9 protein-coding genes, 1 tRNA gene and 1 riboswitch are annotated in these 15,502 nt (G+C 41.0%); of the genes, 4 read left to right on the forward strand and 6 right to left on the reverse strand.

The annotated features are described in order from the left end of the window. Position 1: 1 nt before the first annotated feature. Positions 2-3,202, reverse strand: a complete 3,201-nt coding sequence (locus tag VS868_RS01045) for a vitamin B12 dependent-methionine synthase activation domain-containing protein (protein WP_345598907.1) — start codon at positions 3,200-3,202, stop codon at positions 2-4. Between the two features lie 3 nt (positions 3,203-3,205). Then, on the reverse strand, positions 3,206-4,225 hold the full coding sequence (locus tag VS868_RS01050; RefSeq protein WP_266069028.1) for a homocysteine S-methyltransferase family protein: 1,020 nt from the start codon (positions 4,223-4,225) through the stop codon (positions 3,206-3,208). 49 nt (positions 4,226-4,274) lie between these two features. Then, positions 4,275-4,376, reverse strand: a riboswitch (SAM riboswitch). Between the two features lie 236 nt (positions 4,377-4,612). Here VS868_RS01050 and VS868_RS01055 point away from each other — a divergent pair. Continuing rightward, a tRNA-Ser gene (locus VS868_RS01055) sits at positions 4,613-4,697 on the forward strand. 174 nt (positions 4,698-4,871) lie between these two features. Here the strand turns inward: VS868_RS01055 and VS868_RS01060 are convergent. Both VS868_RS01060 and VS868_RS01065 read right to left on the reverse strand, forming a co-directional pair. Further along, positions 4,872-5,792 (reverse strand): transposase, encoded by a 921-nt coding sequence (locus VS868_RS01060; protein ID WP_345599806.1) that lies wholly within the window; start codon positions 5,790-5,792, stop codon positions 4,872-4,874. 52 nt (positions 5,793-5,844) lie between these two features. Continuing rightward, positions 5,845-6,201 (reverse strand): transposase, encoded by a 357-nt coding sequence (locus VS868_RS01065; protein ID WP_266068495.1) that lies wholly within the window; start codon positions 6,199-6,201, stop codon positions 5,845-5,847. A gap of 84 nt (positions 6,202-6,285) precedes the next feature. Here VS868_RS01065 and VS868_RS01070 point away from each other — a divergent pair, with 84 nt between their 5' ends. The 3 genes from VS868_RS01070 to VS868_RS01080 all read left to right on the forward strand — a co-directional run bounded on the left by VS868_RS01070 (position 6,286) and on the right by VS868_RS01080 (position 13,259). Next, complete coding sequence (locus VS868_RS01070; protein WP_345598909.1) at positions 6,286-7,194, forward strand: site-specific integrase; 909 nt, start codon at positions 6,286-6,288, stop codon at positions 7,192-7,194. A 538-nt stretch (positions 7,195-7,732) separates the two neighbouring features. After that, on the forward strand, positions 7,733-12,079 hold the full coding sequence (locus VS868_RS01075; protein ID WP_345598910.1) for a CusA/CzcA family heavy metal efflux RND transporter: 4,347 nt from the start codon (positions 7,733-7,735) through the stop codon (positions 12,077-12,079). A gap of 4 nt (positions 12,080-12,083) precedes the next feature. Further along, positions 12,084-13,259, forward strand: a complete 1,176-nt coding sequence (locus VS868_RS01080; RefSeq protein ID WP_345598911.1) for an efflux RND transporter periplasmic adaptor subunit — start codon at positions 12,084-12,086, stop codon at positions 13,257-13,259. A 456-nt stretch (positions 13,260-13,715) separates the two neighbouring features. Here VS868_RS01080 and VS868_RS01085 read toward each other — a convergent pair whose 3' ends face one another. Together VS868_RS01085 and VS868_RS01090 are read right to left on the reverse strand one after the other, a co-directional pair. Beyond that, on the reverse strand, positions 13,716-14,357 hold the full coding sequence (locus VS868_RS01085; protein ID WP_345598912.1) for a hypothetical protein: 642 nt from the start codon (positions 14,355-14,357) through the stop codon (positions 13,716-13,718). Between the two features lie 67 nt (positions 14,358-14,424). After that, the gene (locus VS868_RS01090; RefSeq protein WP_266069034.1) at positions 14,425-15,450 is read right to left on the reverse strand and encodes a hypothetical protein; all 1,026 of its coding nucleotides are present in this window, start codon (positions 15,448-15,450) and stop codon (positions 14,425-14,427) included. Between the last annotated feature and the right edge of the window lie 52 nt (positions 15,451-15,502).

The following is a 15,502-nucleotide window of genomic DNA, read 5'->3' on the forward strand; positions in this document are numbered from 1 at the left end:
TTTATTCATCGGCAATAGCAGGGCGCAGCCATTTTTGAGCTTCTTCAAAGGTTATGTTTTTCCTTTCAGCAAAATCGGCTACCTGGTCATTGGTGATCTTTCCAACGCCAAAGTAGCGGGCTTCGGGATGCGCGAAATAATATCCACTCACACTGGCAGCGGGCCACATGGCAAGGCTTTCTGTGAGCTTCACCCCTATTTTCTCTTTTACTTTTAAAAGTTCCCAAATGGTGGTCTTTTCAAGATGATCTGGGCAGGCAGGATATCCCGGTGCCGGCCGGATTCCTTTATAGCTCTCTTTGATCAATTCCTCATTACTCAGGTTCTCGTTGGGGGCATAAGCCCAGTCTTCAGTACGTATTTGCTTGTGCAGATATTCCGCAAATGCTTCTGCAAGACGGTCAGATAGGGCTTTAATCATGATGGAATTATACTGGTCGTGCTCTTCTTCGAATTTTTTTGCCAGCTCATCGGTTCCGAAGCCGGTAGTAACACAGAAGCAGCCAATATAATCCTGAATCCCCGATTCTTTAGGTGCAACAAAATCGGCCAGGGCAAAATTAGGTTTCCCTTCATATTTACTCAACTGCTGCCGAAGGGTCCTAAAAATGACATTTTTGGCACCCGCTTCTTCAGCCTTAACTTCAATATCGTCATCATTTATAGTATTTGCGGGGAAAAGTCCGTAGACCGCTTTGGCCTTCAGCAATTTCTCATCCAGGATCTTAATGAGCAGTTCGGTGGCATCTTTAAAAAGCGATGTGGCCTGTTCTCCCACCACTTCGTCTGTAAGAATAGCAGGATACTTCCCGTGTAACTCCCAACTTCGGAAAAATGGCGACCAATCGATAAAAGGCAACAGTTTTTTAAGCTCAAAATCTTCAATCACATGTACCCCTGATTTTTTTGGTTTTGAAATGTCATCGGCTTTCCAGGCAATCTGATATTTGTTTTGCCGGGCTTCAGCAATGGTCAAATATTCCTTCACCTTACTTCTTTTTTTAAAATTCTTTCTGAAGGTGTCGTATTCAGCTTTTAATTGAGCTTTATATTGGTGCCGGGTTTTTTCTTTAAGCAGGTCTCCCGCCACTGTGACCGCGCGGGAAGCATCATTGACGTGAACCACTGCATTGCTGTACTGGGTATCAATTTTTACTGCCGTATGCGCTTTGGAGGTTGTAGCCCCACCAATCAACAACGGAATTTTAAATCCCTGTCGTTGCATTTCACTGGCCAAATAAGTCATTTCGTCAAGAGAGGGCGTGATGAGCCCGCTAAGACCAATGGCGTCAACATTTTCGGCTTTGGCGGTTTCGATAATCTTCTCGGGTGGCACCATTACCCCAAGATCTATGATCTCATAGTTGTTGCAAGCCAGTACAACGCTTACGATATTTTTACCAATGTCGTGAACGTCACCTTTAACTGTAGCAAGGAGGATTTTTCCAGCGCTTCCGTGGCCCTCTGCCCCCCTTCCCCCGGAGGGGGAGGGTGCCACAGAAGCGCCTAACACAGGTGCTCTTTTTAGCTCTTCTATGATGGATTGAAGAACGTCATCAAGATTTTTTTCTACTTCTTTGTTTGTAAACCGAATTACCCGGAAGCCCTGTTGATTCAACCATTTTGTGCGCTCTTCATCACTTTTCTTATTTTCTGGGCGCTGATGAATGAGTCCGTCGAGTTCAATGATGAGTCTATGCCTCAAACACAGAAAATCTGCAATGTATGGTCCGATAATATGTTGCCTTCTGAATTTATAGCCTTCCAGCTTCTTATTGCTTAAAGCCTCCCAAAGAATTTGTTCAGCAGGAGTTGCTTTTTCATACCGCATTTCCCTCGCAAACTTTTTCATGGCAGAATACATCTGTGGATCTGCCGTTTTCCAGTACTCCTCTCCCCTCGGGGAAAGGCCGATCTCCCCCTCTGGGGGTTGGGGAGCAGCGGCCTTTTTCTCCTCCTCAATATACGGCAGCAAATGCGCCACGGCTTTTTTCATAACCCTGGCCGACTTTACTACCTGTGGAAGGAACATTTTTCCGCTTCCAAAGAGATCTCCCACCACATTCATTCCAGTCATTAAAGGTCCTTCTATGACATCTAATGTGCGGGTAGAATTGGCCCTTGCCGCCTCTACATCTTCTACAATATACTCGTCCATACCTTTTACCAGCGCATGTGTAATGCGTTCCTGCAGCGGCTTTTCTCTCCAGGAAAGATCTGTTTTACTTTCTTTTGCTGTACCCACCACGGTTTCGGCGAAGCTTAACAGGCGTTCTGTAGCATCATCCCTGCGATCAAGGATCACATCTTCCACATGCTCCAGCAGATCTTTCGGAATATTATCATACACCTCCAGCAGCGCCGGATTCACAATGCCCATGTTCATTCCGGCTTTAATGGCATAATAGAGGAAAACGGAATGCATGGCCTCGCGAACCGGATCATTTCCGCGGAAGGAAAAAGACACATTGCTCACTCCGCCACTTAGGCTTGCGTAAGGGAGATTTTCCTTAACCCAGCGCGTAGCTTCTATATAATCTATCGCATTGCGGCGATGCTCTTCCATACCCGTACCTACGGGAAAAATATTGAGATCGAGGATGATATCTTCGGGTGGAAAATTGGCTTTTTGAGTCAGCAGCTCATAAGAGCGTTTCGCAATTTCTATCCGCCGTTCATAATTATCGGCCTGTCCTGTTTCATCAAAGGCCATCACCACCACAGCCGCTCCATAGCGCCTGATCTTCTTTGCATGGTCAAGGAATTCTTCCTCCCCCTCTTTTAAACTTATGGAATTCACCACACATTTTCCCTGCACCACCTGAAGCCCTGCTTCTATGATTTCCCATTTGGAACTATCGATCATGATTGGGATACGGGCAATATCGGGTTCGGCGACAATGAGGTTTAAGAATTTCACCATAGCTTCTTTCCCGTCTATGAGCCCGTCGTCCATATTCACATCAAGGATCTGCGCGCCACCTTCAACCTGATCTCGCGCAACCGAAAGCGCCTCATCATATTTTTCTTCCTTGATCAACCTCAGGAACTTTTTGGAACCTGCAACATTCGTGCGCTCACCAACGTTGATGAAGTTGGTGTCGGGAGTGACTACCAGTGGCTCCAGGCCCGAAAGTTTTAGATATCGCTCCTGCTTACCTCTCAAAAATGTGCTTTCAGGCGTACTTTTTTCTGCAATCATGATCTATTCGGTTTCAGGTTGAATGAATTCTTTCTGGAATTTTCGTGGTTGGTAATCTTTAGCTACTTCAGCAATAGCTTTAATGTGTTTTGGAGTAGTTCCGCAGCAACCTCCAAGGATATTTACGAGACCACGGGACAGATATTCCTTTATCTGCTCTGCCATTTCACGGGGGCTTTGATCGTACTCCCCAAAAGCATTAGGCAGCCCGGCATTGGGGTAAGCCGAGACTCCAAAATCGCTTTTTCGGGCCAGGACTTCCAGGTGCGGGGTGAGTTGTTTGGCCCCCAATGCACAATTAAAGCCGACGCTGAGTAAGGGAATATGAGAAATGGAAATGAGAAAAGCTTCGGCTGTTTGTCCGCTCAAAGTGCGACCAGAAGCATCGGTAATAGTCCCGCTTATCATCACCGGGATGTCCAGAGAAAGTTCTTCTTTAAGTTCTTCAATGGCGAAAAGGGCTGCTTTGGCGTTAAGGGTATCAAAAACGGTTTCCACCAGCAATACATCCACTCCGCCGTCGATTAGTGCTTTTGCCTGTTCCTTGTAGGCCGCAGATAACTCGGCAAAGGAAATGGCCCTGAATCCCGGGTCATTGACATCGGGAGACATGCTGGCAGTTTTGTTTGTAGGACCAATTGCGCCGGCCACAAAACGGGGTTTTTGAGGATCTTTTTTGGTGATCTCCTGTGCCACTTCTTTTGCAATGCGGGCGGACTCATAATTGAGCTCATAAACCAGGTCTTGCATCTGATAATCGGCCATGGCGATAGTGGTGCCCGAAAAGGTATTGGTCTCCACAATATCTGCTCCCGCCTCAAAGTATTTCCTATGAATTTCGGCAATAGCTGCGGGCTGAGTGATGGAGAGGAGATCATTATTCCCTTTTAGGGAAACCGGCCAGTTGGCAAAACGTTTTCCGCGGAAATCTTCTTCGGTGAATTTATATTCCTGTAACATGGTACCCATGGCACCGTCGAGGATCAATATTTTTTCTGAAAGCAGGTCTTCAATTTTTGACATTTGTTTGCGCAATAAGGCTATCAAAAAAGAAGACGGGAAAGAATTCTTATTGTTATCTATCCACGTTGCCGTGGTAGAACGTAGCACCTTCTCCAAAGGAGGGTTGCTAAGGTTTCACAGGGTCTAATCCCTCAACCTTTCTTGATAACTCGTTTAGTAAAAAATGAACTATGGCAAAGATATTTATTAATGTGGGAAATCCAAATGCGGCAGAGAGAAAACACAATAGACTGCTGCCTCCAAAAAGGGCAAACAGGCTTGAAAATATTTTTTATGTATAAACTACTACTTTTAAGATTGTTAGCCTAACAACTAAAACTTCTTCTTTTAAAAAGTGGATTTTCTTGTTTAATATTTAAAAAAGCTTTTTATATTTGCATCCGCTAAGGAGAAATGGCAGAGTGGTCGATTGCGGCAGTCTTGAAAACTGTTGAGGGTAACACCTCCGGGGGTTCGAATCCCTCTTTCTCCGCTGATTAAGTTCCAAATTTTAGTAAAAAGCCCGAAAACCCTGAGTTTTCGGGCTTTTTCATTTTCAATAATTTCAAATTATATCATCTAAAATGAATCTATTCGGTTACAAATTCGGTTACACTTAAATTTCTATTTTTTAGTGTAACCAAGGATCAAGAACAAAAGTTGTGGACTAGCTAAATAATGTAGTTAATCTGTACAGGAAAAATTCTACATTTTTCACCCCTCTAAATTGACTTCTAAAAGCTTTAATTTTTGCATTGAATGATTCTGCTGAAGCATTTGTGCTTCTATTTCTAAAGTAGTTTAAGATCGATCTGTAGTTGAGACTTATTGTTGTGGCAACGGTGTTAAATGATTTAAATCCGGATTCTTCTACTTCTTTATACCAATGGGCTAATCTTGTATATCCTGCTTCAATAGATTTTGTCTGGTTAAATACATTTCTAAGGCTATTGACAAGTGCATAGGCTTTATCAATGTCTGTATATTCATGGAACAAGATTTTAGCTCTTTTAGATTGACTTTCTGTCCATTTCGATGGAGCTTTGTATAGCAGATATCTACTCCTGGCCAATAACTGTTTCCTGGTATCTCCATTGGTAAAGGTCTCTGGAGTATAACTTTGGCCTTTTAATTTTCTCTTCTGTATCTGCTCGTTTTCATAATCAATTGCTTCCCATCGATGCTTGATCCGGAGGTTCTGAAGGGCTTCAATAGCCAGCTTCTGGACGTGGAATCGATCTGTGACTTTTATTGCTTTTGGAAAACATTTCTGCACGATAAGCTTCATGGAATGAGCCATATCTAAGCTTATCTCCTTCACTTTATTGCGTTGATAAGAAGGGATCTTTAGTAATTGCTCAATGATAGCTTCAGCTTTAGTACCGGCAATAATAGCTACAAGTGCTCCTTTTTTACCTTTAGCCTTCTTATTGGTGATGATCGTGTAGAGCTCTCCTTTGGATAGAGCAGTCTCATCAATGGAGAGGTAAGGTCCCATATTCTCTGGAAAGATAAGCCACTTTCTGGCGTGCTTCTTTTCTTTCCACTGCTTAAAATCACTCAGAAAGTCTTTGTACTGGCGCTGCAGTTTCTTTCCATTGACACTGTAGAAACTTCCAATAGTATGGCAGTCAGAAGCCTTAGTATCGACTAATTTCTTTTAAAAAAGCAGCGAACTCGTTGGTCATACGTGTTCCCTGTGCTACTAAGTTCCAGTCTCTTTGCACTACCTGTCCGGTATCTTTATCCAACCATCGACGGCGTTTCACATGAAGATAAACGGTGTTTCCCCGGAGCGGAAAGTCTTGAATAGTAATTTCTTTGTGGAAACCTTTAGATACTAAAATCTTTGAAGAATGTTCGTCAGGAGGGATATTGCGTTCTTCAAAATAAAGATGAAGTACTTCTTTTTCTTTTCTACTCTTTTCTAAGTCAAAATTCTCCACCAAGAATTGTGGAAGTACAAGCTTAATCAGGTCCAGGTAATTATTATCCACCTACAGTAATTTTTCTGCAAAGATCGAGATTTACTCCAATTCCTCCACAACATTTAGGAATGATCCAAGGAAAAGGATGGAAAAATGCTTCTTGATATTTTTCAGGAACATAATGATCGTGTAAATAAGCTCATAGGAAAGGACTTTGCTGCCGGAACGGCTGAAAGATACAGAACCGCGAAAAAGCATGTTGAAGATTATATTAAGAAGGAATATAAGGCTTCGGATATTCCCGTAAAGGATGTTGATCATAAATTCATCTCAGGATTGGAATATTATTTAAAGACGGAAAGGAATTGTGCTCACAATTCAGCAATAAAATATATTACCAATTTTAAAAAGATTATCAGGATTGCCTATGCCAACGAATGGATCAGTAGAGACCCATTCAACAACTGGAAGGGGAGACTAAAAATCGTTGACCGGGAATTTCTTACAAAAGATGAACTTCAGGTCATGATAGAAAAAGAAATTAACAACGATAGATTAAACTTAGTAAAAGATATATTCCTCTTCTGCTGCTTTACAGGACTGGCCTATGCCGATGTAAAGAAACTTTCAGAAAAAGAGGTAGTAGTGGGAATTGACGGAAACAAGTGGATAAAAATAAACCGCACAAAGACGAAAACCCGAAGTAGCATTCCAATCCTTCCTACTGCAGAAGCCATCCTGGAGAAATATTCCTCCCATCACGATGTCAATCATAAAAGGCTACTCCCAGTGTTAAGTAATCAAAAGATGAATGCGTACATCAAAGAAATCGGAGATCTTTGTGGTATTAATAAGAATCTTACATTTCATCTGGCCAGACATACTTTTGCCACAACTGTAACCTTATCCAACGGGGTACCTATAGAAAGTGTAAGTAAGATGCTTGGTCACAAAAACCTCCAGACCACTCAGCACTATGCAAAAATTTTAGATAGAAAAATCAGTGATGACATGGCTGCTTTGAGAGAAAGGTTAGGCTCCAACTTACAGACCATGAATTAATTATCTGAAGGTTTTAATATTGAGGAACCTCCCCAAAAAATAAATCTCGATCCCCTCTGAAAAGCATGAAGCTTTTTGGAAGACATCTTTTTAATGTACCTAAGCCTTTTGCTTATCTTTTTTTATACTTTTGAAAAGTGAATATTTTGGCAATCATATTATCTGTCTATTTCCTGGGGCTAAATTTCATACCCTGTGATGACACAGCTGTATCCGAAAGTCGGGATACTATCTCCGTGAGTGTGGAATTAAACCAGGATCAGCAAGGAGATCAGCATGGAACTTCTGACGAATGTCCTCCTTTTTGCCAATGTCACTGCTGCCATGTGCATGTGGTGAGATTCGAAACAGGTACCTTCGAAGTATTTGAGCCCAATATACCTTTTTTGACTCCTCTATTTGGCGAGAGTGCAGGCAAGGAAATTGCCTTTTCTCACTTCCAGCCTCCCCGTATTTAATTCAGTTTTAGGATAGCTATATCCTGTGGTCACTGGCTCTAGCCAGAGAATTTATTACAAACTGAATTAAATTATCATGTATGATTAATAAGATCATTGATTTTTCGATCAATAATAAATTCATTATTGGTCTCTTAACAGTGGTGCTCATTGGTGCAGGGATCTGGAGCGTTTTTCAGGTTCCGGTAGATGCCCAACCAGACATCACAAATAACCAGGTGCAGGTGATCACCCAGGCACCTAATTTAGGAACTGAAGACATCGAGCAGTTCGTCACCTACCCCGTGGAAATCGCTATGAGTAATTTGCCGGGCGTTACAGAAATACGCTCAGTTTCCAGGTTCGGGCTTTCCGTAGTAACTATTGTCTTTGAAGATGAAATGGGTACTTATCTCCCCAGGCAGTTAGTAGGTGAAAAACTGAATGCTGTAAAAGATGAAATTCCCGAAGGTTTTGGACAACCTTCTATGGGACCTATTTCTACGGGACTGGGGGAAATTTATCAGTATACCCTCGAAGTAGAAGAGGAATTCAGGGATGACTACTCCCCTACTGAGCTGAGAACGATTCAGGATTGGATTGTACGCCGACAAATGGCCATGGTACCAGGAGTTGTTGAGGTGAATGGTGTTGGCGGAAGGATAAAGCAATATGAAGTTGCTGTAGATCCGGACGAACTAAAAGCTATTGGACTTTCCATTTCTGATGTTTTTATCGCCCTTAAAAACAACAATCAGAATACCGGTGGGGCTTATATTGAAAAGAATCATCAGGCAAACTTCATTCGGGCCGAGGGACTTGCCAGAAGTGTGGAGGATTTGAAGAAGATTGTCGTTACCACTTCCGGTGGAGTGCCTATAACCGTTTCAGATGTTGCTGATGTTCGAATAGGAAGTGCCGTACGTTATGGAGCACTGACAAAAAATGGACAGGGAGAAGCCGTTGGCGGAATGGTCATGATGCTGAAAGGAGCCAATTCCAATGAGGTAATTGACAATGTAAAAGACAGGATTGAACAGATTCAGAAATCCCTTCCTGAAGGTATTTCCATAAAGCCATTTTTGGATAGAAGTGAACTTATTAGTGACACAACTTCCACAGTTACAAATAACCTGCTCGAAGGAGGGTTAATCGTGATCTTTGTCTTGGTGCTGCTCCTGGGGAACTGGCGGGGAGGATTAATTGTGGCTTCTACAATTCCCCTCTCCCTCCTGTTTGCTTTCATTCTTATGAACCTTTTCGACGTCTGGGCAAACCTGATGAGCCTGGGGGCAATAGATTTTGGGATCATTGTCGACGGAGCCGTAATCATTGTAGAAAGTACCGTTTTTACAATTCATCAGCACATGAAGAAAAAAGGCGAATTAAATAAATCTGAAAGAAATTCCATCGCCTCCTCTTCTGCAAAAAAGATGATGAATTCTGCCTTTTTTGGGCAGCTTATTATCCTTATCGTTTTTCTGCCAATCCTGGCCCTGGAAGGAGTTGAAGGGAAGATGTTCAGGCCAATGGCACTCACTTTTATGTTTGCAATGCTGGGGGCAATGATCTTGTGCCTAACATATGTACCAATGGTCTCTGCTCTCTTTCTTAAAGAAGGTAAAAAGCACAAGAAATCCTATGGTGACAAATTTGTAGTCTGGCTACAGGATAAATATGAACCCTTATTAAATAAATCCCTGAAAAGAGGTAAGATTATTTTGGGCATTGCCATAGCCCTATTTGCTTTGGCTGCGTTCATGTTCACCAAAATGGGAGGTGAATTTATTCCGCAGCTTGACGAAGGGGATATAGCCTTTCATATCATCCTAAAACCGGGAAGCTCTCTTGGCGAAGGAATTGCGACCTCCACAAAAATAGAACAGCTTCTTCTAAACGAATTTCCAGAAATAGAGCAGGTAGTCACTCGCTTTGGAGTTTCTGATGTACCAACAGATCCTATGCCTATGGACATTGGAGATAGCTTTATTATTCTAAAGGATAAAGATGAGTGGACCTCTGCAGATTCAAAAGATGAACTAATTGCCAGGATCAAAGAAACCATAGAGATTATTCCAGGAGTTAGTTATGAATTTACACAACCCGTCGAAATGAGGTTCAACGAACTTCTTACCGGAGTTCGGGAAGATGTGGCAGTTAAACTGTATGGTGAAGATTTGGAGGTCCTGGCAAGTAAGGCGCGGGAGATGGGCAATATTATTTCTACTGTAGAAGGGGTTGCCGATATGAAAGTAGAGGCCACAGCCGGACTTCCTCAAATTACAGTGAATTATAACAGAAATAAAACGGCCCAATATGGTTTACAAATAAAGGATCTAAATTCCCTTATCCAGTCAGCTTTTGCAGGAGGGGATGCAGGAGTTATTTTTGAAGGAGAAAGACGATTCGACCTGGTAGTGCGATTACAGGAAGAGGAAAGAACGGGTATTGAGAATATCAGGAATTTGTACATAACCCTGCCTTCAGGTAGCCAGATCCCGCTGAAAGAAGTGGCTGAAATAAGTTATCAGCCCGGCCCGATGCAGATTAGTAGGGACAACACCAACCGCCGTACCTATGTGGGAGTTAATATCCGGAATCGTGATGTAAAGTCAGTAGTGGAAGATATACAAACCAAACTGGATGCTGAGTTTGAACTACCACCCGGCTACTACATTCGCTATGGGGGAGCCTTTGAAAATTTTGAACGAGCAAGTAAGAGACTGCATATTGTTGTCCCTATTGCCCTACTCCTCATTTTCATCCTGATCTATTTTGCTTTAAAATCGTTTAAACAAACCACCATGATCTACATAGCCATTCCACTTGCAGCTATTGGCGGGATATTTTCTTTATGGCTGCGGGATATGCCTTTTAGCATATCTGCCGGGGTAGGTTTCATCGTCTTATTTGGAGTGGCAGTCTTAAATGGTCTTGTACTTATTAGCAGTTTCAATGAATTAAAAGAAGAAGGTGTGAAAAATCTAAATGAAAGGATCAGTCTTGGAACAAAAAGCAGAATCCGACCCATTTTATTAACGGCTCTTACCGACGTGCTTGGATTCCTGCCTATGGCGATTTCAAGCTCGGCAGGAGCAGAAGTGCAACGGCCTTTGGCAACTGTTGTTATTGGAGGGTTGATCACTTCTACCCTGCTCACGTTGTTTATTTTGCCTATTCTTTATAAATGGGTCGAATCCAGGTCAGGCAGGATGAAATTTAAACCCACAACAGGTGGTTCTTTTGCAGTAATTCTTACCCTATTCCTTTTACCTGCCGGTTTGAATGCTCAGACAACTGAATGGTTTCCGCAGGTAAGTCAGGAGGAAGCCGTTGCCCTGGCTCTTCAGAATTACCCACTTCTGAAAAATGAAAAATTGAGAATTGACCAGGAGCAGGCAATGAAAAGATCCGCATGGGATCTCGGGGAAACCGAAGTATTTACAGGTGGAGAAGAGCTTGGAGAAGCCGGCGGAATATACACCATGATAGGCGTTCAACAGAAAGGGATAGATTTACTGGGCATACCTTCTAAAAATAAGCTCTACAATAAAAGGATCGCGCTTGCCGAAGAAGCCTATGAGCTGTCTCAACTTCAGGTGGCACAGGAGGTGAAAATTGCCTGGAGTCGGACCTTTTCAGCAAAACAGCAGTATCTGTTATTCCAGGAACTGGATTCCCTGTACAAAAAGTTAGACCAGGCAGTGAATCTTTGGTATGAGGTAGAGGCAATTTCAAGATTAGAGATGCTGACAGCCAAAAATAGGATCAGCCAAACATCAATTGATTTGCAACAGGCTGAAATGGAGTATTTGACAGCACTGCAAAAGCTGAACCTTTGGCTGGGAGGTGAAGAAGCTTATGATGTTCCGGATGATTTAAATGACCTTTGGGAGAATGAAATTTTCCTTACCGGAGATCTGCCTGCGGATCATCCTCTTTTGGAAGTTCCTAAAAAGAAGATTGCAGTAGCAGAAGCTGCTTATGCTGCAGAAAAGGCTAATTTCCTTCCTGATATTAGTGTTCAGTACGGACTTCAAAAAGTAAATGGAGCAACCGGTTTTTATAATTATCAGGCCGGTATATCTATTCCAATTCTTTCCGGAGCTACATACGGCCAGGCTAAAGCGGCAAAAATAGAAAAGGAAATTGCACAAAGGACTGCCGATTTTCAGAAAGACCAGATAAAATCTGATTTTGAAGTTGCCTTGAGAAACTATAAGCGATGGAAATCTTCCTGGCTGTTTTACAGGGATGAAGTCCTTCCCCTGCTGAAGGAACAACGGGAGGGTTCATTACTTGCCTTTAATGAAGGTGCCATAGAATATGTGGCTTTTATTCAGAATTTAGACAATGCAATGGAGTCCGAAACTAAAGCGCTCGAGGCTTTTGAGAATTACCAGATAGCCCTTGCAGAATTACAATTTTACCTAACAGGAAAAAACTAAAAAAATGAAATTTCAAACAATATATATACTTCCGTTTCTCCTCCTATTGTCTTGTGGGGAAAATGCTGAAAAAGAAGGGAATCAGAAAGAAGAAGCCGGTGAACCTGCTAAAACAGAAGCCGTCAAGGAAGCTATGCTTTCACAGCAGCAGTTCGATGTACTGGATATGCAAATTGACAGCCTTACAACGAGGTTAATGAGCGGTTACGTACAGGCAAATGGAGAGCTGGAAGTCCCTCCTCAAAGTGAAGCCACAGTTACTCCTGTTATTGGAGGTAACGTATCGTCAATAACAGTGATCGAAGGAGATGAAGTTGAGCGTGGAGATGTACTGGCATACATTGAACACCCGGAGATCATTGAGGTCCAAACGCAGTATATCAATGCCTTAAACAGTCTGAATTATCAGGAAAAAGAATTTCAAAGACAAAAGAAATTATACGAAGCCGGAGTGGGTTCCGGGCAAATTTTCCAACGTGCCGAGGCAGAACTGGAAAGTCTTAAAGGACAGGTGGCAGGGCTTAAGGCCCAACTGCAACAATTAAATATTAATCCTGAAACTATTCGAAATGGAAATATTCAGCAAAGGATCCCGGTAAGAAGCCCCATAGATGGTGCTGTACAAGCGGTCAACATAAAAACAGGTCAATTTGTACAGTCGCAGATTGAAATGTTCCATATCATCAATACGAAAGATGTTCATGTAGACCTCATGGTCTTTGAAAAAGATGTTGCCAAAGTAGAGAAAGGACAGAAAGTATTTTTTACAATCGAATCATTACCCGGAACTGAATTAACTGCGGAGATCATTTCGGTAAGCAAGAACTTTGAACAGGAACCCAAAGCCGTGCATGTACATGCAGAAATCATCGACAGGCCAGAAAACCTAGTGCCGGGAATGTATGTAAGAGGACGAATTGCGGTCGACAACCAACAAACAACTGCATTACCCGAATCTGCCATAGTTAGAGAAGGAGGTAAATTTTATGCTTTTACGGCAGAAGAGGAAGGAGATACATGGAGCTTTAGACCTGTAGAAATTACTACAGGCTCTGATAAAGGTGAATGGGTTGAAATAACATTATTACAAGATCTGCCGGGAGATATGAGATTTGCCCATAATAACGCGTATTATCTCATGGCTGAAATGCAGAAAGGCGAAGGCGGGCACGCCCATTGATTATGAGAGCTATAGAAATCTTTTAGAAGAAGAACAGGTAAGGCCAACCGGGATGCGTATGTCACTTTTAAGTTTTTGACACAAAAGCAAGTGGCCTTAACTTTGGCTGATATGCTCTTTTTATCGTTTTAAAATCTAATTTAGAAAGGCCTTAAAAAAAGAATTTTTCTTTTTCGATAATATTAAATTATATCATCAAAATGAATCTATTCGGTGTCAAATTCGGTTACACCTGATGTTCAATTTTTTAGTGTAACCAAAGCAAGTATTTTCTGTAAAAATAAAGCTTAACACCTTACACACGTGTGCTTTATGCTGTATATTGAAGAAGTCAAACCAATAACAACAAGATATGAAATCTTCATTCCTCATATTTTTTACCTTGAAAAATTTTTTTCTTCCTCTAAATACGGAATAAGGGATTCTCTCATTCTTCTCTTAATCTGAATAATATCATCATTGCATCTCCCAAATATGAATAAATCTGTTTCGGAATGAAATTTTCTCATTTCCCTTTCTGATACTTTTTACATATTTTTTTATTGAATCTATTCTTTCTTTACCGGATGGATGCGTAAAACTTGCAGCACCAAGTATTTCCTGTAAATAACAAAAGTTTGAATCTAAGAGATCAAAAACTTCGGGATAATTTGTTTTAATTAAATATATAGCTATTAAATCAGATAAATATTCAACTTTTTTATAATCATTAATCTTGCTCCCTTTGGGTAGTTCACTTTGTATCCCAAGAATTTGCTTTTGTTCCAGAATAGCTAAATGGGAAATTTCATGCGCAAGGACAAATATCTGGATTGGCTCATTTTCTAAATCAATTAAGCCCCTACTCACTTCAATATAATCAAAGGCTGCACCTGCATTTATGCTTAAATCCTTTTGATCTACCTGAAAGTTAAGTGGGATACTTAAATTCTCTAAATCTTCAAAAAAAGGTACTACAGTTTCAGAGTATAGCTCTCTGAGTCTTTCCTCTTTGTTTTTAATTTTTTCCCCGGGTAGATCTATTTCTTGCCTATTAAAATTTGTTGTAATGCATCCACAAAAAAAACAGGTAAGCACAAGCAATTGGATATTTTTCATTTTGAATTATAAAAAAAGGCACTTAATTAAAAGTGCCTGTTCCATTAAAAAGAGGTTTAAATAAACCTTATTCAGTAAAATAGGTGAAGGTCTTATTAACCGTCGCCAGGTTATCAAAATAGGTATATGATGAACTTACCGGATAACCGTCTTCATTATATTCATAAGAAATAACATCATCTGCCATGGTGCCAGAAATTGGATTGTTTACATTCACAGCCTGTATTCCTGCATTTATTGCAGCATAAGCTGCAGGATACAACCCTATAAACGGATTATTTTTATCATCGTAAGTTGCAACATATACCTCGCCGTATCTGTTTTCTTCTGTGACGTTTCCATTTTCTATAACAAATTTTATCTCATCTATTGCATCTTCATCGGCATGGTTGGTACGCTTTTCAGAAAGAATTTCTCCAGCTTCGTTATAGGTATAATTGTAAGTGTAAACTACAGTACCGTCCTCGGAATATACGGCTTTTACAATTTTATCATCTCCATAAGTGTATAGGGTTTCTTCCTTAGTCGCTTCCACTCTTTTAGCGATGATCTGATTCTTATCATTATATTCAAAAGTGGTAACAGAAGTTGTTACTACGCCCCAATCATCAACTTCCCGCATAATCTCTTCTACAAAATTTGCCTCATTATATGAATAGGTACTTGAAGAATTCTCTCCATAAAGGTCAGCAATGGTGTATGTTTTCAATTTAGAGCCACTACCTACTTCACCCCGAACATTCACAGTAACCGTATATTCTTTCTTTGTACCATCTTCTGCAGTTACGGTAAAAACTTTGGGTGCTCCATCTTCAAAGGTTACTGGCGCACCAGATGCAGGAGAAACAGTAGCGTTTTCAGATGTTGTAACAGTAGGAACCACAGCTGTTAAATCTGTACCAAAAGGAACATGTACATTAATGTTTGTTCCAAGGTCATAATCAACATCTTCTTCATTTAAACCTTTAAAATCGAGTGAAAAGCTTGTAATCTCTGCTAAAGAGGATTGTTGAATTGCATCATCATCACTTGAACAGGAAACAGTAAGTGCAACTGCAATAATTGATAAAAAAATAGAAATGGACTTCTTCATAATTGTGAAATTTTTGATTTTAATTTTATCTTTTAGTTATTATTGAAAAACG

Source organism: Salinimicrobium sp. 3283s (assembly GCF_039602225.1).
In the GTDB taxonomy this organism is placed as follows: domain Bacteria; phylum Bacteroidota; class Bacteroidia; order Flavobacteriales; family Flavobacteriaceae; genus Salinimicrobium; species Salinimicrobium profundisediminis.

What these genes read in the sequence shown, in the direction of transcription:
- VS868_RS01070 (WP_345598909.1), top strand. Translation starts at nt 6,286, where the DNA reads ATGCTTCTTGATATTTTTCAGGAACATAATGATCGTGTAAATAAGCTC.
- VS868_RS01045 (WP_345598907.1), bottom strand. Translation starts at nt 3,202, where the DNA reads ATGATTGCAGAAAAAAGTACGCCTGAAAGCACATTTTTGAGAGGTAAG.
- VS868_RS01075 (WP_345598910.1), top strand. Translation starts at nt 7,733, where the DNA reads ATGATTAATAAGATCATTGATTTTTCGATCAATAATAAATTCATTATT.
- VS868_RS01080 (WP_345598911.1), top strand. Translation starts at nt 12,084, where the DNA reads ATGAAATTTCAAACAATATATATACTTCCGTTTCTCCTCCTATTGTCT.
- VS868_RS01090 (WP_266069034.1), bottom strand. Translation starts at nt 15,450, where the DNA reads ATGAAGAAGTCCATTTCTATTTTTTTATCAATTATTGCAGTTGCACTT.
- VS868_RS01050 (WP_266069028.1), bottom strand. Translation starts at nt 4,225, where the DNA reads ATGTCAAAAATTGAAGACCTGCTTTCAGAAAAAATATTGATCCTCGAC.
- VS868_RS01085 (WP_345598912.1), bottom strand. Translation starts at nt 14,357, where the DNA reads ATGAAAAATATCCAATTGCTTGTGCTTACCTGTTTTTTTTGTGGATGC.